The sequence below is a fragment of the Dactylosporangium darangshiense genome, assembly GCF_039537565.1.
Taxonomy (GTDB): Bacteria; Actinomycetota; Actinomycetes; order Mycobacteriales; family Micromonosporaceae; genus Dactylosporangium; species Dactylosporangium darangshiense.
Genome location: NZ_BAABAT010000011.1, coordinates 103,894 through 121,591, shown reverse-complemented (window position 1 = coordinate 121,591; position 17,698 = coordinate 103,894). Strand labels below are relative to the sequence as shown.

Sequence of the window (17,698 nt, the reverse complement as noted above, 5' to 3'; positions counted from 1 at the left end):
GATTCGTAGGACATTTGTCACCGCGGGATCGAGATCGACGCATCTGCACCGCCCGTCGAGGTCTTCGTAACGTTGCGTGCATGAACGCCGTCGACCTCGAAAACCTGTCGTACACCTATGGCAACGTCCGGGCCGTGGATGACATCACGCTCACCGTCCCGGCCGGCGAGGTCGTCGCGGTCCTCGGGCCCAACGGCGCCGGCAAGTCCACGACCCTGCTCATGCTGCTCGGGCTCCTGCCGGCGCGCACCGGGCGGGTCCGGCTGTTCGGCCGCACACCGCAGGCGGCCGCGGCGGCGGGGCAGGTCGGCGCGATGCCGCAGGCGGGCGGGCTGCTCCCCCGCTCGACGGTGGGTGATCTGCTGACGTTTCTCCACAAGGTGTATCCCAAGCCGATGCCCGTCGCCGAGGCGCTGGACCTCGCCGATCTCACCGGCCTCGCCGGACGGACGGTCGAGCGCCTCTCCGGCGGCCAGGCGCAGCGGCTGCGTTTCGCGATGGCCGTCATCGGCCGCCCCGACCTGCTCGTGCTCGACGAGCCGACCGCGGCACTGGACGTCGAGGCCCGCCGCGCGTTCTGGACGGCGATCCGCCACTACGCCAGCCAGGGCCGCACCGTGCTGTTCTCCACGCACTACCTGGAGGAGGCCGACGCCAACGCCGACCGCATCGTGGTGCTCGACCGCGGCCGCGTGCTCGCCGACGGCACCGCCGCCGAGGTCAAGCGGCGGGTGACGGTCCGCACCGTGAGCGTGCAACACCAAGACCAGGACTATTCGGTGCTTCCCGGTGTCGTCGCGTTCGCCGTCAAGGACGGCCGGGCGGTGCTGACCAGCACCGACTCCGACGCCACCGTGCTGGCCCTCGCCGAGGCGGGCCTGCTGCGCGACCTCGAGGTCGCCGGCGCCGGTCTCGAGGACGCCTATCTCGCGCTCACCAGGCTGGAGGTCTGATCATGCGGGCTTATGTCCGGCTCGAGCTGCGCCGCCTCGCGCGCACGCCCGGCCTGCTCATCTTCACCGTGCTCATGCCGCTCATGAGCTATCTGCTGTTCACCAACATCAACACGATCACCGGCCAGGACAAGGACGTCGCGGCGACCTACACGATGGTGTCGATGGCCGGCTACGGCGCGATCGGGGCGCTGCTCAACTACGCCTCCGGCCTGGTGATCGACCGCTCCATCGGCTGGCTGCGCCAGCTGCGGCTGACCCCGCTGCCGCCGCTGAAGGTGGTGCTGGGCAAGGGCGTTGCTGCGATGGGCGCCGCGCTGCTGCCGGTGCTCGCGCTGTGCGGCGCCGCTGTGCTGATCAACGGCGTGCACCTGGGCGCCGGGCAGTGGCTGGCGATCCTGCCGCTGCTGTGGCTGGGCGCGCTGCCCTTCGCGCTGCTCGGGATCGCGCTGGGATATCTCGCCACGAGCCAGACCGCGCAGCCGCTCAACCTGCTGGTGTATCTCGGGCTGTCCATCCTCGGCGGGCTGTGGCTGCCGCTGGACGCGCTGCCGAGCTGGGTCGCCGCGGTCGGGCGGCTGCTGCCCACCCATGCCTACGCGGACATGTCGTGGCGGGTCGCGTTCGGCGGCGCCCCCAGCGCGAGCGACGTGCTGACGCTGGCCGTGTGGCTGGCGGCCTTCGCCGGCCTGGCCGTGCTCGGGTATCGCCGCTCGGTGCGCAGCATCGCGTCGCTGTGAGCGGTCCGGAGCGAAGCGGAGGAGCCACGAACCATGGACACAGTGGGGTCGTGAAAAGGTGGACGACGTGAAGATCGCTCGACGCCCCTCGATCGGCGGCATGGTCTGGGTCGCCGTGTGGACGTTCCCGCTCATCGACCCGCTGACCCAGGCCGGCACCACGCTCGCCGCCGCCGGCCTGCTCGCCTTCGAGCTCGCCTACGTCTACGGCGCCGCGCTCGGTTTCGAGGCCGGCGGCTCCCCGCGGCAGCGCACCGTCTTCTACGCCATCGTCGCGACCCTCGGCACGACGCTCGCGATTGCCTACGGCGAGCACTGGCTCATCCTGCTCCTGTTCGTCTCCTGCTGCGGGATAGCCGTCTACGGCGGCGCCCCGCGCCCGGTGACCGCGTTCGCGCTGTGCCTGGCCGCCCTCGCCGCCCAGCTCCTGATCGGCGTCGCGCACCGGGCCAGCTGGGGGACCATCGGCGCCACGTTCCTCGGCACGATCCTCTCGTCGATGCTCGTCGGCGCCGTGCGCCAGATGGGCCGCCTCATCGCGGAGCTGCAACGCACCCGCGAGGCCCTCGCCGACGCCGCAGTCGCGGAGGAGCGCCTGCGGTTCTCCCGCGACCTGCACGACCTGCTCGGCCACACACTGTCGGTCATCGTCGTCAAGGCCGAGGTGGTGCGCCGCCTCGCCGAGCGCGACCCGGCCGCGGCCGCGGCGCAGGCCGCCGACATCGAGCAGGTCGGCCGCCAGGCACTGGTGGAGATCCGCGAGGCCGTCACCGGCTATCGCGAGACGGGCCTGACCGCCGAGCTGACCCGCGCGAAGGGCACCCTGTCCACGGCGGGCATCGCCGCCGACGTGCTGCGCACGGCCGACCCACTCCCCGACGCCGCCGACCGCCTGCTGGCCTGGGTCGTGCGCGAGGCCACGACCAACGTGGTCCGCCACAGCAACGCCGCACACTGCGATATCTCGGTGACGATCACCGACGGCGCCGCCCAGCTCACGGTCGCCGACGACGGCGACTTCCCCGCCACCGCCACCCCGCACCCCGGCAACGGCCTGCGCGGCCTGACCGAGCGCCTGGAGTCCGCCGGCGGCTCCCTGGCCACCGCCGCCCGCCCGACCGGCGGCTTCTCCCTGACCGCAAGGCTCCCCCTATGACCACCCCGCTTGCCCCCGTACCGCTCCCCGCGACCACCGCGCGGAAGCGGGCCGGCGGTGCGCTGCGGTGCTTGGGCCTCCACCGTCCGCCCGACGGGCGGCCTCTGCCCAGCCCCACCACACGGCTCCCCACGACCACCGGGCGCTCGCCGGCGGCTGGACGGCTTCGTCCTCACCGCAAGGCTTTCCCTATGACTGGCTTCCTTGCGGCCCAGGTCGGGGACGCGGCGGGCAAGCACGGTTCTCAGTTTGGCTACGCTCTGGCCTCGAGCCGGATCTTGGTATGACGGAGGGACACGGGTGACCATTCGAGTGCTGCTGGCCGAGGACCAGGGCATGATGCGCGGCGCTCTGGCGCTGCTGCTCGGCCTCGAGCCCGACCTCGAGATCGTCGCGCAGGTGTCGAGCGGCGACGCGGTGGTGCCGACCGCCCTCGAGGTACGCCCGGACATCGCCCTGCTCGACATCGAGATGCCCGGCGGCGACGGCATCACCGCCACGGCCGAACTGCGCCGCCGCCTGCCCGGCTGCCGGGTGCTGATCCTGACGACGTTCGGCCGCCCTGGGTACTTGCGCCGCGCGATGGAGGCCGGCGCGAGCGGCTTCCTGGTGAAGGACGGCCCGGTCGAGTCCCTGGCCGCGGCCATGCGCCGCGTCCTGGCCGGCGAGCGCGTGGTCGACCCCGCCCTCGCCGCCGCCGCGCTGGCCGCCGGCCCCGACCCCCTGACCGACCGCGAGCGCGACGTACTGCGCGAGGCCGCCGACGGCTCGACGGTCGCCGACATCGCCGCGCGCCTGCACCTGTCGGAGAGCACGGTCCGCAACTATCTGTCCGCCGCCATCACGAAGACCGGCACCCGCAACCGCATCGAGGCCGTCGGCGTCGCCCAGTCCAAGGGCTGGCTCTGACCCTTCGCCGCTCTCCGCCACCACCGCTCTCCGCCGCTCGCCACTGCCGCCGCTCTCTGCCCCTCGCCGCTGCCACCGCTCACCGCCGCCACCGCACACCGCCGCTCACCGCTCTCTGCCGCCACCGCTCCCTGCGCTCTCCACCGCCACCGCACACCACCGCCACCGCACACCGCCGCTCACCGCTCTCCGCCGCCACCGCGCCGCCGCCACCGCGCCCGCCGCTCTCCACCGCCACCGCTCTCGCCGCTCCATTGCGCCACTTAGGGCCTCACGGCCTCATGCTGGCGACAAAGTTGAGTCGTGGTGACTCAAGTCACGTTCTCGGTCGGAAGAGGGTGGGCAACTCCCCCGTTGTAAGACTTGAGTGACACGGGCTCAATCTTGGAGGGACTCACCATCATGTTGCTGCGTACCGCACCGTTCCGGGGCTTCGACGCGTTCGACCAGTTCTTCGCCGGCGCCGGTGTGCGCGCCGCGGGTGCGCCTCTCGACGCGTACCGCGACGGCGACGCGTTCTTCGTCGAGATCGACCTGCCGGGCGTGGACCCGGCCTCGATCGACGCCACCGTCGACGGCAACGTCCTCACCGTGCGGGCCGAGCGGACCCGCACCCAGCGCGAGGGCGTCCGCCGCGTCATCACCGAGCGCCCGACCGGCACCGTCACCCGGCGCCTGGTCCTCGGCGACGCCCTGGACACCGACCGCCTCGAGGCCACCTACGACGCCGGCGTGCTGACCCTGCGCATCCCGGTCGCCGAGAAGGCCCGCCCCCGCAAGATCGAGATCGGCACCACGCAGCGCGAGCTCGCCACCGCCTGATCTCACGCAACACCATCCGAGCAACCGATCGGCGCGCCCGGCCCGGCAAGGGCCGGGCGCGCCGCTTTTCCGGCCACTCCACGCTCGGAACCCTCACGCTCCGGCCACACCCGCGCTTACGACTCCCCACATTCCGGGCCACCCGACGCTCTGGCCACGCCCGCGCCTAGAACCCCCACGCTCCGGGCCACCCCGCGCTCCGGCCACGCCCGCGCTCGGAACCCCCACGTTCCGGACGTCAACTCGGCGCTCCGCAAGCGCACGACGTGCGCGACGGGTCCGAGCCCGGGCCCGACCGGCCTGGCCTTACCCGGACCCGGAACGCTGGGCCGGGCGTACGCCTCGGATCACCCGCACGCCACCAACGAGCCGCGTCCGCACCCGGATCGCGGCGGTTGCGTTTCCGTGCACATTCCGAATCGATCGCCATCGCCACGCGGTGTTATTTTCAGTTCGCCCGCGGTAATCCCCCGACCTAATTGGCCCCATGGCGAAATGCCGAACGCGCAGCGGCAGGAGTCCCGACGGCCGCGCCGCTAAGCGCGCGGTGACCGACCAATCCAGGGCTAAGCCGGTACCGCCGGCGAGCAATGACGGCGCTCGCGAAGACCCAAACGCGACCCCCACACCACGCGCAAAGGCGACCATGCGACGCGCAAACGCGCCGCCGTGCGTCCGGCAAAAGCGACCATGCTGCTCGCAAACGCTAGCCCCCGCAGGCAAAGGCGGCCACGCGACACGCAAACGCGTCCCCGCGGCGACGGGCAAAGGAGACCGCGGCCGCGACCAATGCAGACCCGCTGACGGACCAATGGCGACCCGAGCGAGGACCAATCGGCGAACGCCGCCGGGCGGCAAAGCGACCCGAGGGCCGGCGGCAATGGCCACCGGCGTACGGCAATGACGACCGGCGTCCCTGCGGCAAAGGCGATCGGCGTCCGCGGCAAAGGTGACCGGCGTCCGCGCGGCAAAGGCGACCCGAGGGCCGGCGGCAAAGGCGATCGGCGCGGTCGCGGCAAAGGCGTCGGGGGCCGGTGCGGGCAAAGCCGACCGGATCGGTGGTCAATGCGCACTCGGCGGGCGGCTAAGCGACCGCTGGACGAGCCCTTGCCGTGCGACAAAGGTCGCGCGGGCAAACGGTGGAATCCGGAGCGCATTGCGGCAGCAAATCGGACGTGTGGCCTCAACAAAGCGGGGATTGCCTGTGCAGCGTGCGCGTGGCAAAGCGGGCTTGCAGATACGGAAAAACGCCGGCGGGCCGGGCGCACGACGTGAATCGTGTGCCCGGCCCGCCGGCGTTGCTGCAGCTACGACACCGTGGTGGCGGCGCGGAGGATCAGCGACCGGCCTCCGCGTGGTAGCGGTCGACGATGTCCTGCTTGATGCGGCCCCGGTCGGATACATCGATGCCCTTGGCCTGCGCCCACTCGCGAATCGCGCGGTTCTGGTCGCGATCGCCGCGAGTCACGCTGCGGCCACGAACCTCGCGGCCGCGAGAGGTCGCGACCACACCACCACGGCCGATCTTCGTCGCGGCGGCCACGAAGGGGGCAACCGCATCGCGAAGCTTGGCGGCGTTGGACGCGGACAGGTCGATCTCGTACTGCACGCCGTCGAGTGCGAACACGATGCTCTCGGCGGCGGGCTTGCCGTCGATGTCATCGATCAGCTCGTGGATGACGCGTTTTGCCATGAGTGGCCTTTCCTCGGTGGTACCCAGGTGTACAGAACCGATGTGTACGGCAACCGATCCGGACCTCGGCACTGAGCGCACCGGCCGTATCATTCGGACACAAACAAGTTACTTGGCGACATGCTACGCGGGGGACTCGGCGAGATTACCTCCACCGTAGCCCTTTCGCGCGCCCCGTACCGAAATCGGCACGTCACGAAACGCATACAACACGAAACGCACACGATCGGTAAAGCCGGAACCGGGATATTGGCCGGATCACGCGGGTGCAGATCGGGTCAAGCGAGGGTCAGAGCGTGTGAGGCGAGAGAGCCACCCCGCCAGGATGGGGAGAACTCACCCTCACGATCCAGAAGATCGCAGATGTGGAGTCAGGCGAGCATCGCGAGCGACAACACCAGCGCCCCACCGACCACCAGGAGCAGGCCGCCGACGGACACGATCCGCACCAGCCAGGAACCCTCTCGCACGAGGCGGGTCCAGCGCAGCAACTGCTCACGCGTGAACCGCAGCAATCGCTTCGCCCATTGGAACTCCATCGCCAGCAATGCCAGGCCACCCAGGATGATCACCCAACCGGGGCCGGGCAACGGCAGAAGCACAACGCCCACGGCGATGACCAGCGTGCCGAGCACGGCGACGGTGATTTTCACGCCGATACGGCCGAGCGGGGTCGCGTAGGCGCGCGCCCGCGCGCGAAGAACGGCGGCACGCAGCCGCCGCAATCGGTGACGCCACGGACCGGCCTCGGCATCGGGCTCACGAAGGGACTCCGGGGCGGGCCGGGGATCGGACTCGGCCGCGGGCTCACGACCGGACTCGGCGCCGGGCCCGGCCCGCAGCTCGCGGACGGTGCCGTCACGCGAGTCGAGGCCGCGGGCAAGGTCGTCGTGCGAGTCGGGGCCGTGCCGGAGACCGGGCTCGAGGCTGGCTTCGGGGCGGGTCTCGGGACCGGGCTCGGGGCGTGGCGTCACAACGGAATCATCCGCGGCGGTCCGGTCGTCAGCCAAAACGGACGAATAGCTAGAGATAGGAGAAGAGAGGGAAGAAACCGGCGATTCACCCAGGATGGCGGAGGGAACGGGGCTCGCGGCGCACGTAGCGACACGCCGGAAGTCACCCTCGCGCGCGGCAGTGCGCCCGGAATCAGGCGTAACGCCCGACGCGTCCACCTCATTGCCGCGCAATTCTCGTTCCACTCACTCGATAACCCGTCACTCCCATGGACCACTGGACGTTACCGGAATGAATTGACGTACGGCCCACACGTCACGTCAAGGACCCCGACCGCGCCCAGAAAACTGGACATCGCACGCAGGATGTTCGGTTGACGGCAAATCGGGCCCAGATACACTACAGAGTGAGATCGTCGAATCACTATGCGTAATACTGGGAATCGCCTCAACATAGGAGAGGCGGGGCACAGCATGCTCCGCAGCGGTGCCGGGGGGAGTACGACATGAGCGCTATCCGACCATCGACCGTCGAGGTTGAGACATCACTACGACTCGTCGCGCCCGACGCGACCGCACTGCCGGTGCGAGCCAGCCTGCGCTACGACCCGAACGACCCGTACGCGGTCCACGTCCTCTTCCACGCCGAGTCGGCCGGGGGCGAGCCGGTGAGCTGGTCGTTCGCCCGCGAGCTGCTGTTCACCGGGCTTGACGAGCCGGCGGGCATCGGCGACGTGCGGGTCTGGCCGTGGAACGGGCCGCGCGGCGACTTCGTCGCCCTGGCACTGTCCTCACCGGACGGCAACGCGTTGTTCGAGGTGCCGCGCAGCGTGCTGGTGCGGTTCCTGCGCCGCACGTACAGCGTCGTGCCACGCGGCCACGAGACCGACCACCTCGACGTCGACAACGCCGTAAACCGGCTGCTCGCCGGGCGCTGACGGACCCCGCGCACCGCGAACCGAACAGCGCCGAGCCGAACCATCGCGAGGCCGGCCTCACCCGGCCTCCACCAGCGCGGAGCGGCACTACCCGCCGAAGCGCACCCAATGACGGCGAAACCGGGCGCCACGCCCGGCCCTCCTCCGGCCGACCGCCAGCCGCCGGGGAACGGGCCGGCGTGGCGCCCGATGCGTCTCCGTCGCCCGCATTCAACAAATACCCTGGTCAGCGCCCTTGTAGTTGATTTTTCACCCGACGGGGTATAAATCCGACATGTCGTGGCGCGGAGCGCCCGACATGTCGTAAAAGCCCAAGGACGCGCAAAAAAGGGCCGCAAAAGGCTCCCGCATAACCTGGGCACCGCCCCGGGCTCAGCCGCGCACGGTTACGAGCCCAGGTCGAAGGGTGGGGCGCCCACGCCCGTCACGCGGATGCCGCCCCACGGGTCGAACTCCGTCAGGCGGACGGGGACGGGGGCGGCTCCCGGAGTGCCGGCGAGGAAGACGTCGCGGCGGCCGGACCGCAACAGGGCCACGACCTCCGGGCCCGCGGACATCCGCCCGCCCCAATGGTAACGGCCGTCGATGGGCTGGAACTGGCCGGAAAGGCGCAGCTCGACCGGGTACGTGCGGTCGCCGTCGACGAGGGAGGCCTTGACCGCCGGTGAATCCTCGGGCATGGTACTGACAAGTACCAACTACCGGCCGGTAACGTCAAGGAGCCGCCATGCAGGACGTCGCCGCGCAGCGTGAGGCCACGGCCGCGCGTCTGCTCAAGATTTCCGCCGGGAACTCGTACGACCCCGAGGTCGACATCGACTGGGAGGCGCCGCAGCCGGGCGATCGCATGTATGCGCCCGAGCAGAGGCTGTCGCTCTACGGGACGGCGCTGTGGGACGAGCTCACCACCGAGCAGCGCATCGAGCTGTCCAAGCACGAAGTCGCCAGCATCGCGAGCATCGGCATCTGGTTCGAAGTGTTGCTCATGCGGATGCTGCTGCGGCACGTCACCGGGCAGGACCCGCGCTCCGGGCACGTGCAGTACGCGCTGACCGAGATCGGCGACGAGTGCCGGCACTCCATCATGTTCGCGCGGATGATCGACGCCTTCGGGGCGCCCGCCTACCGGCCCGCCGCGATCCACCGCGCGCTCGGGCGCTACCTCGGCGCGACCGCGGGGGGCATCCAGACGTTCGCCGCCGCGCTGATCGCCGAGGAGATCCTCGACGCGCTCCAGCGCGAGGCCATGGCCGACGAGAGCCTGCAGCCGCTGGTGCGCATGGTCTCGAGGATCCACGTGGTCGAGGAGGCCCGGCACATCAGGTTTGCCCGCGAGGAGCTGGCCCGGCAGGTCGCCAGGAGCTGGAAGCCCCGGAAGTGGTACTGCCAGGTCATCGTCGGCCGCGCCGCCTACACGGTCACCCACACCCTCATCAACCCGCAGGTCTACGCCGCGGTGGGACTGGACCCGGCTCGGGCCGGCGCGGTCGCCTGGAGCAACCCGAACTTCCGCGAGACGCTGCGGTGGGCCGGGAGCCGGGTCACGACCTACCTGCAGGAGCTCGGGCTGGTCGAGGGGCCCGCGCGACGGCTTTGGCGAGCCGCCGCGCTCATCTAAACCTGTGATCTCTCCCATTCCGGGATCACGGGACGATGCGTGGCCGGCGCGCTACTGTTCATGGAGTCGGTGTGCTGTGTGTCCCCGGGCCTCACCACACTGCCTTCACGGAATACCGTTCGGCTGGAGCCGTGTCGCGCCTATCGCCGCGAGGCGACCTGGCACACCGACCCTAAAACTTCCTACTGCAATACCGCATAGACGACCAGGTTGTCGCGGTACGAATGGCGCGACTGGTCGAACTCGCCGCCACACGTGATCAGGCGCAGCTCCGGCACCGGCGTCGGGCCGTAGACCTTCGTGCTCGGGAACTGGGCCTTGGCGTAGTGCTCGCTCGCCGTCACCCGGAACGTGAGCCAGCCGTCGCCGCGCTGGACGTCCACGGTGTCGCCGGGCTTGAGCTCGTGCAGGCGGTAGAACACGGCCGGGCCGGTCTTGGAGTCGACGTGGCCGGCCACCACCGCGGGGCCCGGATCGCCCGGGAACGTGCCGCCGGCGAACCAGCCCGCCTCGCCGTACGCCTTCGGGCTCTCCAGCACGCCGGCGGCGTCCTGGAGCAGGCTCTCCAGCGGCGAGTCGACGCCCAGCGCCGGGATGCGCAGCCGGGTAGGGGCCGCATCCGCGGGCGCGGCCGCCGTGGCCAGGTCGATCTGGTGCGGGACGATCCACGTCGAGCGGCCCGCATCGATGTCGACACGGCGCCCGACGAGGACGGCGGCGCCGATGATCATGGGCGCGGCCAGCGCGAGCACGCACCCGATGAGCATCAGCGTCCGCCGCCGGGTGGCGGTCAGGGCCAGGCGCTGTCGCAGCGCCCGGTGCCTGACCACCCTGCCCGTCTTGCCCATGTGCGGTGCTTCCCGATCAGGCCGCCGAAACGCGCAGCCGCGACCGGCGCCAGAACAGGCCGCCGGCCACCGCGGCCAGCACCAGCGCGACGCCGCCGCCGATCGGCAGCAGCGGGCTCATCCCCGACTGCGAGCCGGCCGTGCCGCCGCCACCGGTGTCGACGCCGCCCGCCGGCACGCCGTCGCTGGCGGCGTCCATGCGCAGTTGCGCGGTAAGTCCGTTGGTGCCGTCCAGGACGATCAGCGAGTACACCGCGCCGGGCTTGCACGTGACGGTCACGGTGGTCGCCTTGCCCGTCGAGCTCGGCTGGGCCAGCCGCAGCGTCCACTTGCCGGCATCGACGGTCTGATAGCTGGTGGTCGTCGCGAACTGCACGCCGTCGGCGATCTTCTTGCCGCTGGCGCCCGACACGTCGAGCACCGGCTGCTTCACCGACGCCTGGATGACGCGCACCTTCGCCTTGCCGGACTCGGGCAGGCCGAGGTCGTCCTGGATGACGCGCAGGCCCAGGTCGGCGAACTTGCCGGTGCCGGCGACCGTGTAGGCCTTGCCCTCCTCGACCGTCGCCTGGGTGCTCAGCACCGGCGCGGCGGAGGCCGGGTCGCCCTTCTTGCGCATCGCCACCGCGTAGGTCCCGGGCGGCAGCGGCAGGTACTTGGACACGGTGCCGTAGCCGACCGCGTCGAACTTCTGCTGCGGGATCGCCCCGCTCACGGAGCTGAGATAGACGTCGACCGCGGGCGTGTCGGGCGAGAGATGCGCCAGGCGGACGTAGCCGACGCCGGCCGCCTGTGCCGGCGACGCCTCCACCATCGTCAAACCCAGGCCCACCAGGGCCGCGGCGGCCAGCGCTCCGAGCCGTCGCCGCTGGTTGGCAGCGAACACGTTTCGTACCCCCTGCTGTTGGAGTACAGCGATTGTTGTGTGCGGGTAGTACGCACCCGCGGGGGTCGGACATGAGTAGTTCACGCGGGCACCGTAAGCACTGATCGCGGTGAGTCTGGCACGTCAGTGAGCAACGCGCCACCCTTGCTGGGCAGGGAGCATCGCGCCATGTGTACGCTGCCCAACGCTGCGCTGCGGCACAACCGCCGGACGGACGAGGCAAATTACCCGTCGGTACCGATCAATACGTCAGCGTTTCGCGGGGGTCCCGAAGTCCTGGGTCCAATAGGGGTACTTGCGATTGTTCTTGATCTGGTAGGCGAGGCCGACGCCCAGGTCGACGAAGCTGCAGTTCAGGATGTTGTCGCGGTGGCCCTTGCTGTTCATCCAGTCCCGCATGACCGCCTCGGCGCTGTCCTGCCCGGCGGCGATGTTCTCCCCCGCGCCCGACCAGCTGTAGTTCTCCGCCTTGATCCGGGTGGCGAAGTCGACTCCCTCGGGCGTCGTGTGCGAGAAGTAGTCGCGCTTGGCCATGTCGGCGGAGTGCTTGTACGCGGCGGCGTGCAGCTTGTCGTTGTTCTTGACGTCGGGGCAGTTCGCCTTCTTGCGCCGCTCGACGTTGACGAGGTTGATCACCTGCAGCTCGAGCGAGCTGTTGCCGCCGACCGTGGTCTTCGGCTTCGGCGAGGCCGGCTTCGTGGTGGTCGGCGCGCCCGGCGTGGTCGGCGCCGCCGAGGCGGTGGCACTCCCGCTCGGGTCGCCGGAGGCGCCGGCGAGGGGGTTGGCCGAACCGCTCGGGTCGCCGGCGTCGCTCGAGGCCGCGGCGGCCGCGTTGGCCGGCGAGGGGGACGACGTGCGGGCCATGAGCAGGGATCCCGCGAACGCGACGGCGCCGACGACGATCAGCGCGAGCGTGCCGATGAGCGCGACGACGAGCATGGGCGAGCCGCGCCGGTGCTGGGGCGTGTGCTCATCGAAGCCCCCGTAGGCGGGCGGCCGGTCGTATGCGTCGCGGGGGGACCCGGCATAAGGGTCGTACCGGTCGGCGTCGCCATCACCGAACGTTGACACCCGAGCCTCCATGATCACGGTCCGTCGCAGCCGCAACGAACATTAGAAGGCTATAGACACGAAAAACGGTCACGGAAGCCAACTTAACGGCTGTCTAAGCCAAAATTATGCCGTTGCCCCAGCGGGCAGCAGCGCGGTGACCATCCGGCGCAGCACGGCCGTGGCGCCCGCCACATCCAGGTGCAGCTCGTCGCGCCACATCGACCAGCCGGCGAAGGTCGCGGCGACGGTCAGCGCGTCCAGCACCTCGCGGCGGGCCTGGCCGGCCGACGCGAGCTCGGGTGCGAACAGCGTCTCGATCTCCTCGCGGGCGATCTCGAGGTACCATGCCCGGTTCTTGCGAAGCTGAGCCGAGAACGGCTCGCGGATGCGGGCGGCGCGGGCGGCCGGTGCGATGAGCTCGAGCAGGCGGGCGCGCTGTGCGCAGTACCGCTCGATGCGCTCCGGCAGCGGCAGCTCCGTCGGCACCGGGCGGAACTCGGCGCGCTGGCGCTCCATGAGCCGCTCGCCGGCCGCCGCGAACAGGCCCTCCATGTCCTTGAAATTGGTCCACAGTGCACGAAGGGACACCCCGGCCCGCTCGGCGATCCGCTCGGCGGTCGGGCGCAGCTCCCCCTCCTCCAGCAGCGCGAAGTGCGCATCCGTGATGGCCTGCCGGGTCCGCTCGGCCCGTAAGGTCCGCCCGTCCACCCGCTGCCGCACGCCAGCATCGCTCATGAGCGAACAGCCTACGTGCCACCACCGTGCCACGAGGGTGGCTGACCCTCTACGGTGAGGGACGTGGCAGTGCGCACCGTGCACGACATCGACATCGAGCTACCCGTGTTCGATCCGGGCGAGCTCGAGCCGGTCAGCGCGCCCTGGGGCGGCAACCTCAACGAGGCGCACGTGCAGACCGGCCGCGCCATCCGCACCACCCTGATCGACGCCCGGCTGCGCCGCTCCCACCTGGAGAACCTCGACCTCAACGGGGTCATCTGGGAGGACGTGACGATCAGCGGCTGCCGCTTCGAGAAGGTCGACTTCACCGCCGCGCGGCTGACCGGGCTGACCCTCGAGCGGGTGCATTTCGTCAACTGCAAGCTGACGTGGGCCAACCTCGCCGAGTCGCGCCTGTCGGACGTGCTCTTCGAGGGCTGCCGGCTCGACGGCGCCTCCCTCGACGACGTGAGCACCGCCGGCCCGACCGGGTTCGTCGGCTGCGTGCTGGTCAACACCAACCTGCGCGACTGCGTGCTGCCCTACGCGGCGATGCAGGGCTGCCGGCTGCGGCAGATGTCCTTCGAGAGCTGCGACCTGCGCGGCGCCGACCTGCGCGGCAACCAGCTGTCCGAGGTCAGCGGCATGAGCAGCCTGCGCGGCGTGACGATCGAGCCGGCGCAGCTGCCCGGGCTCACCGACGCGGTGATGCGGGACCTCGGCGTGATCGTGCGCGGCCCGAAGGGTTGACCCGCCAGCGCGGGCGCCCGTGCGGGAAGGTGCGCGCGGGCGGCTGCGCCGGCTCGTCGACGCACTCGGCCGGCCGGTCGCGGTGCTCGCCGAGCAGGTCGCGCGGGTCGGCCTCCAGGGCGCCCTCGACGGTGGAGAACGCGGCGATGCCGCTCATGCCGGGTGCGACCGTGAGCCAGGAGCGGATCGCGGGCGACGGCGCGGCCAGCCGCAGTTCGCCGCCGCGGTCGCGGGCCCGGCCGGCGACGCTGACCAGCAGCGCCGCGCCCGTCGTGTCGCAGACGGTGACCTGCGACACGTCCAGCACAAGGCTGGGCTCGTCGGCGACCAGCAGCCCGGCGAGGACCGGCTCGATCGTCGCCACCGTTCCGTCCACCAGCAGCCCGTGCAGGGCCAGCACGACCGCACTCATCGTTGCTGACGGTACCGACCGAGCCCGCCGGGCGTCAGCGGCCGGGCGGCCGATCCCCCGCGGGTCCGTTCAGCCCGCCGGGGGTCGACGGACGCCGATGATCACGCCCGAGCCGTGGTCGAGCTCGACGCTGACCAGGTCGGGGTGGTCCAGGATGGTACGCCGGACGCCGTTCTGGCGGACCTTGAAGTCCTCGGGCCAACCCTCGACCTCGCGCATGTCGTCGACGACGAGGGTGCCCCGCGGGTTGAGCCGGGCCAGCGTGTGCTCGAGCCCGACGCTCTTGCCGCCGGCCGCATCGGCGAAGATGAGATCGAAGCCGCCCTCCGCCGCGGCTTGCGACAGCAGCTCCAGCGCGTCGCCGACGCGCAGCTCGACGAAGTCGGGCCACTCCCCCTGCGCGGCCAGCGCCGCGGTGGCGGGGTCGAGCTCGATCGACACGATGCTGACGTCGGTGCGCGGCAGCAGGCCGCTGACCAGCCACGCGGTGCCGACGCCGACGCCGGTGCCGAGCTCGAGCACCCGCGCGCCGGGCGGCAGCGCGGCCGCGAGCGTTGACAGGAGCCGCCCGACGGGCGCCTCCACGGACAGTTCGAAGCCGCCCTCGGCGGCCCGCGCATACGCGGAATCGACAAGGTTCACGGCGGCGACCCTACCGAAGATCGTTGCGCTCCGCGTGCAAAGCTGTGCCCCGTGAAGTCACTGCCTCTGCGGGTGCTCACCCCCGCCGCCGTCGCCCTGCTCGCTCTCGGCGCATGCGGTAGCCCTAAGCCCGGGCCGGCCGCGTCCGGGCGGGACGCGTCGGAGCAGACCGCCACCAACTCGTTCGAGATCAAGGACGACGTCAGCGTCGTGGAGGTCGACAGCGAGGGCGGCGGGATCACGATCAAGGCCGGCGGCGGCGCGACGATCAAGGTGACGGAGACCCTGCGGTACAAGAGCCAGAAGCCGGATCGCAAGCAGAGCCTCGACGGCGGCGAGCTCATCCTCGGCTCGGGCGGCTGCCCGGGCAACGACTGCTCGATCTCGTACGAGATCGAGATGCCCTCGACGCTCAGCATCCGGCTGGACAGCTCCGGCGGCCGGGTCTCGCTGTCCGGGCTGACCGGCCTCATCGACGTGCAGTCCGACGGCGGCGCGCTGGCCGGCGAGAGCCTCGCCCCGCCGGAGCTCAACGCCCGCACCGGCGGCGGCCCGGTCGACCTGAAGATCACCCAGGCGCCGAACCGCATCGACATCGACAGCGAGGGCGGCAACGTCAACCTGCGGCTGACCTCGGACGGCTACGCGCTGGAGGCCGACCTCGGCGGCGGCAAGCAGAGCGGCTCGGTGAAGAACGACAAGAGCTCGGTGCACAAGCTGCACGTCGACACCGGCGGCGGGAACCTGTCCTTCGTCTAGTCGGTCATCGCGCTGTAGATCAGCTGGCGCAGCTGGGGCCGGATCGGGTACGTGCTCGACGGCACCAGCTGCGTGTAGAAGCCGACGGTGAGGCGCTCGACCGGGTCCACCCAGAAGGCGGTGCTCGCCGCACCGCCCCAGTAGAACGTGCCCGGCGAGCTGAACACGCGGGCCGGCACCGGGTCGCGGACCACGGCAAAGCCCAGGCCGAAGCCGATGCCCTCGAACGTGGTCTCGGCGAAGCCGCCGGTCTGCAGGGTGTCCAGGTCGGCGCCGCCGGGCAGGTGGTTGCGGGTCATGAAGCCCACGGTGCGCGGGGCCAGCAGGCGCTCGCCGCCGTCGATCGCGCCGCGGTTCAGCAGCATCGTCATGAACCGCTGGTAGTCCGCGGCGGTGGAGATCAGCCCGCCGCCGCCCGCGGGCGCCTTGGGCTCCTCGAACGCGTTGTCGCCGAGCAGGTCGTAGCGCAGGCGGCGCCCGCCGGGGCCCGGAACGTAGAGCGCGGCCAGGCGCTGCTCGTCCCGCGGCACCGACCAGGAGGTGTCGCGCATGCCGAGCGGCTCGAGGATGCGGGTGCGCACGAACTCGGGCAGCGGCACGCCGGCGACGACCTCGACGAGCCGGCCGAGCACGTCGGTGCTGACCCCGTAGCCCCAGGCGGTGCCCGGCTGGAACAGCAGCGGCAGCGCGGCGAAGTCGCGGCAGGCCTCGGCGAGGTCGGCGCCCGGCTTCATGGTCAGGTCGTAGCCCGCCTTGCGGTACAGCGCGTCGACGACGGAGGTTTGCAGGAAGCCGTACGTCAGGCCCGAGGTGTGCGTCAGCAGGTGCCACACCCGGATCGGCTCGGCTGCGGGCACGGTGTAGGGCGCGTTCGCCGAGCCCTTGTCGTACACCCGCATGTCCCGGAACTCGGGCAGCCATTCGGCGATCGGGTCGGTGAGCTCGAAGCGGCCCTCCTCCCACAGCATCATCGCCGCGACGGAGGTGACCGGCTTGGTCATCGAGTACAGCCGCCAGAGCGTGTCCGGCTCGACCGGCAGGCCGGCCTCCGCGTCGCGGTGGCCGTGCACGCTGCTGTGCACCACGCGGCCGTCGCGCGCGATCGCCAGCTGCCAGCCGGCCAGGCGGCCGTCCTCGACGTACCGCGCGAAGTGGGCGTCCAGGCGGGCCAGCCGCCGCTTGTCGAAACCGGCCTGCTCTGGCGCCACTTCGCGGTCGATGCTCACAACCGGGGACTGTAGATCGTTTCCTACGAAACGGCGAGCTGATCGGCCCCCGCCACCACCCTGTCGACGAACCCGTACTCGAGCGCCTCGGGCGCGGTGAACCAGCGGTCGCGGTCGGAGTCGGCCTCGATCTGCTCGTCCGTCTGTCCGGTGTGCTCGGCGATGAGGTGCTGGATCGTCTTCTTCGTGAAGATCATCTGCTCGGCCTGGATGGCGATGTCCGCCGCCGTGCCCCCGATGCCGCCCGAGGGCTGGTGCATCATGACGCGGGAGTGCGGCAGGGCGTAGCGCTTGCCGGGCGTGCCGGCGCTGAGCAGGAACTGCCCCATCGACGCGGCCATGCCCATGACCACGGTCGACACGTCGTTGCGGATGAACTTCATCGTGTCGTAGATGGCGAGCCCGGCGTGCACGGCCCCGCCGGGCGAGTTGATCCAGAAGCTGATGTCCTTGTCGGAGTCCTCGGCCGCGAGCAGGATGAGCTGCCCGCAGATGCGGTTGGCGCTCTCGTCGTTGACCTCGGTGCCGAGCACGATGATGCGCTTGCTCAGCAGGCGGTCGAACACGGCGCTGTCGAACGGGATGTCAAGGTCGGCCATGCCTCGACCGTATGGCCGGGCACG

At 71.0% G+C, this 17,698-nt stretch carries 20 protein-coding genes; 9 read left to right on the top strand and 11 right to left on the bottom strand.

The features are described from left to right. The first annotated feature begins 80 nt into the window (after nt 1-80). The 5 genes from ABD901_RS21880 to ABD901_RS21860 all read left to right on the top strand — a co-directional run bounded on the left by ABD901_RS21880 (nt 81) and on the right by ABD901_RS21860 (nt 4,580). On the top strand, nt 81-953 hold the full coding sequence (locus tag ABD901_RS21880; RefSeq protein WP_345128974.1) for an ABC transporter ATP-binding protein: 873 nt from the start codon (nt 81-83) through the stop codon (nt 951-953). A 2-nt stretch (nt 954-955) separates the two neighbouring features. Further along, on the top strand, nt 956-1,693 hold the full coding sequence (locus tag ABD901_RS21875) for an ABC transporter permease (RefSeq protein ID WP_345128973.1): 738 nt from the start codon (nt 956-958) through the stop codon (nt 1,691-1,693). A gap of 67 nt (nt 1,694-1,760) precedes the next feature. Then, a complete protein-coding gene (locus ABD901_RS21870; RefSeq protein ID WP_345128972.1) occupies nt 1,761-2,849 on the top strand; it encodes a sensor histidine kinase in 1,089 nt (362 codons plus the stop codon). Between the two features lie 300 nt (nt 2,850-3,149). After that, nucleotides 3,150-3,758, top strand: a complete 609-nt coding sequence (locus ABD901_RS21865) for a response regulator transcription factor (protein WP_345128971.1) — start codon at nt 3,150-3,152, stop codon at nt 3,756-3,758. A gap of 402 nt (nt 3,759-4,160) precedes the next feature. Beyond that, on the top strand, nt 4,161-4,580 hold the full coding sequence (locus ABD901_RS21860; protein ID WP_345128970.1) for an Hsp20/alpha crystallin family protein: 420 nt from the start codon (nt 4,161-4,163) through the stop codon (nt 4,578-4,580). 1,336 nt (nt 4,581-5,916) lie between these two features. Here the strand turns inward: ABD901_RS21860 and ABD901_RS21855 are convergent. Next, the gene (locus ABD901_RS21855; protein ID WP_345129114.1) at nt 5,917-6,273 is read right to left on the bottom strand and encodes a histone-like nucleoid-structuring protein Lsr2; all 357 of its coding nucleotides are present in this window, start codon (nt 6,271-6,273) and stop codon (nt 5,917-5,919) included. A gap of 371 nt (nt 6,274-6,644) precedes the next feature. Continuing rightward, entirely contained in the window at nt 6,645-7,472 is an 828-nt protein-coding gene (locus ABD901_RS21850; protein WP_345128969.1) for a TIGR02611 family protein, read from the bottom strand. A gap of 260 nt (nt 7,473-7,732) precedes the next feature. Between ABD901_RS21850 and ABD901_RS21845 the strand changes: the two genes are divergently transcribed. Further along, on the top strand, nt 7,733-8,164 hold the full coding sequence (locus ABD901_RS21845; protein ID WP_033356715.1) for an SsgA family sporulation/cell division regulator: 432 nt from the start codon (nt 7,733-7,735) through the stop codon (nt 8,162-8,164). A gap of 386 nt (nt 8,165-8,550) precedes the next feature. Here the strand turns inward: ABD901_RS21845 and ABD901_RS21840 are convergent, their stop codons facing one another. Continuing rightward, nucleotides 8,551-8,844, bottom strand: a complete 294-nt coding sequence (locus ABD901_RS21840; RefSeq protein ID WP_345128968.1) for a DUF4873 domain-containing protein — start codon at nt 8,842-8,844, stop codon at nt 8,551-8,553. A gap of 47 nt (nt 8,845-8,891) precedes the next feature. Here ABD901_RS21840 and ABD901_RS21835 point away from each other — a divergent pair, with 47 nt between their 5' ends. Continuing rightward, on the top strand, nt 8,892-9,782 hold the full coding sequence (locus ABD901_RS21835) for an AurF N-oxygenase family protein (protein WP_345128967.1): 891 nt from the start codon (nt 8,892-8,894) through the stop codon (nt 9,780-9,782). A 182-nt stretch (nt 9,783-9,964) separates the two neighbouring features. On the opposite strand, the gene ABD901_RS21830 is transcribed toward ABD901_RS21835, so the two are convergent. From ABD901_RS21830 to ABD901_RS21815, 4 genes are all read right to left on the bottom strand, one after another. Continuing rightward, nucleotides 9,965-10,630, bottom strand: coding sequence for a class F sortase (locus tag ABD901_RS21830; protein WP_345128966.1), 666 nt, complete (start codon nt 10,628-10,630; stop codon nt 9,965-9,967). 16 nt (nt 10,631-10,646) lie between these two features. Then, on the bottom strand, nt 10,647-11,516 hold the full coding sequence (locus tag ABD901_RS21825) for a DUF4397 domain-containing protein (RefSeq protein WP_345128965.1): 870 nt from the start codon (nt 11,514-11,516) through the stop codon (nt 10,647-10,649). Nucleotides 11,517-11,765: 249 nt separating this feature from the next. Then, nucleotides 11,766-12,587: a CAP domain-containing protein gene (locus ABD901_RS21820; RefSeq protein WP_345128964.1), complete on the bottom strand. Its 822-nt coding sequence runs from the start codon at nt 12,585-12,587 to the stop codon at nt 11,766-11,768. A 105-nt stretch (nt 12,588-12,692) separates the two neighbouring features. Continuing rightward, entirely contained in the window at nt 12,693-13,304 is a 612-nt protein-coding gene (locus ABD901_RS21815; RefSeq protein WP_345128963.1) for a TetR/AcrR family transcriptional regulator, read from the bottom strand. Nucleotides 13,305-13,367: 63 nt separating this feature from the next. Here ABD901_RS21815 and ABD901_RS21810 point away from each other — a divergent pair, with 63 nt between their 5' ends. After that, on the top strand, nt 13,368-14,036 hold the full coding sequence (locus ABD901_RS21810; protein WP_345128962.1) for a pentapeptide repeat-containing protein: 669 nt from the start codon (nt 13,368-13,370) through the stop codon (nt 14,034-14,036). Here the strand turns inward: ABD901_RS21810 and ABD901_RS21805 are convergent. Further along, nucleotides 13,981-14,448, bottom strand: coding sequence for an STAS domain-containing protein (locus ABD901_RS21805; RefSeq protein WP_345128961.1), 468 nt, complete (start codon nt 14,446-14,448; stop codon nt 13,981-13,983). The two genes, ABD901_RS21810 and ABD901_RS21805, sit on opposite strands and share 56 nt — an antisense overlap. 69 nt (nt 14,449-14,517) lie before the next feature. Next, nucleotides 14,518-15,090, bottom strand: a complete 573-nt coding sequence (locus ABD901_RS21800) for an O-methyltransferase (RefSeq protein ID WP_345128960.1) — start codon at nt 15,088-15,090, stop codon at nt 14,518-14,520. Nucleotides 15,091-15,141: 51 nt separating this feature from the next. Here ABD901_RS21800 and ABD901_RS21795 point away from each other — a divergent pair, with 51 nt between their 5' ends. Further along, complete coding sequence (locus tag ABD901_RS21795; RefSeq protein ID WP_345128959.1) at nt 15,142-15,849, top strand: DUF4097 family beta strand repeat-containing protein; 708 nt, start codon at nt 15,142-15,144, stop codon at nt 15,847-15,849. On the opposite strand, the gene ABD901_RS21790 is transcribed toward ABD901_RS21795, so the two are convergent. Continuing rightward, the gene (locus tag ABD901_RS21790; RefSeq protein ID WP_345128958.1) at nt 15,846-17,075 is read right to left on the bottom strand and encodes a serine hydrolase domain-containing protein; all 1,230 of its coding nucleotides are present in this window, start codon (nt 17,073-17,075) and stop codon (nt 15,846-15,848) included. The genes ABD901_RS21795 and ABD901_RS21790 overlap by 4 nt on opposite strands. Before the next feature lie 23 nt (nt 17,076-17,098). Further along, on the bottom strand, nt 17,099-17,674 hold the full coding sequence (locus tag ABD901_RS21785) for an ATP-dependent Clp protease proteolytic subunit (RefSeq protein WP_345128957.1): 576 nt from the start codon (nt 17,672-17,674) through the stop codon (nt 17,099-17,101). Nucleotides 17,675-17,698: the final 24 nt, after the last annotated feature.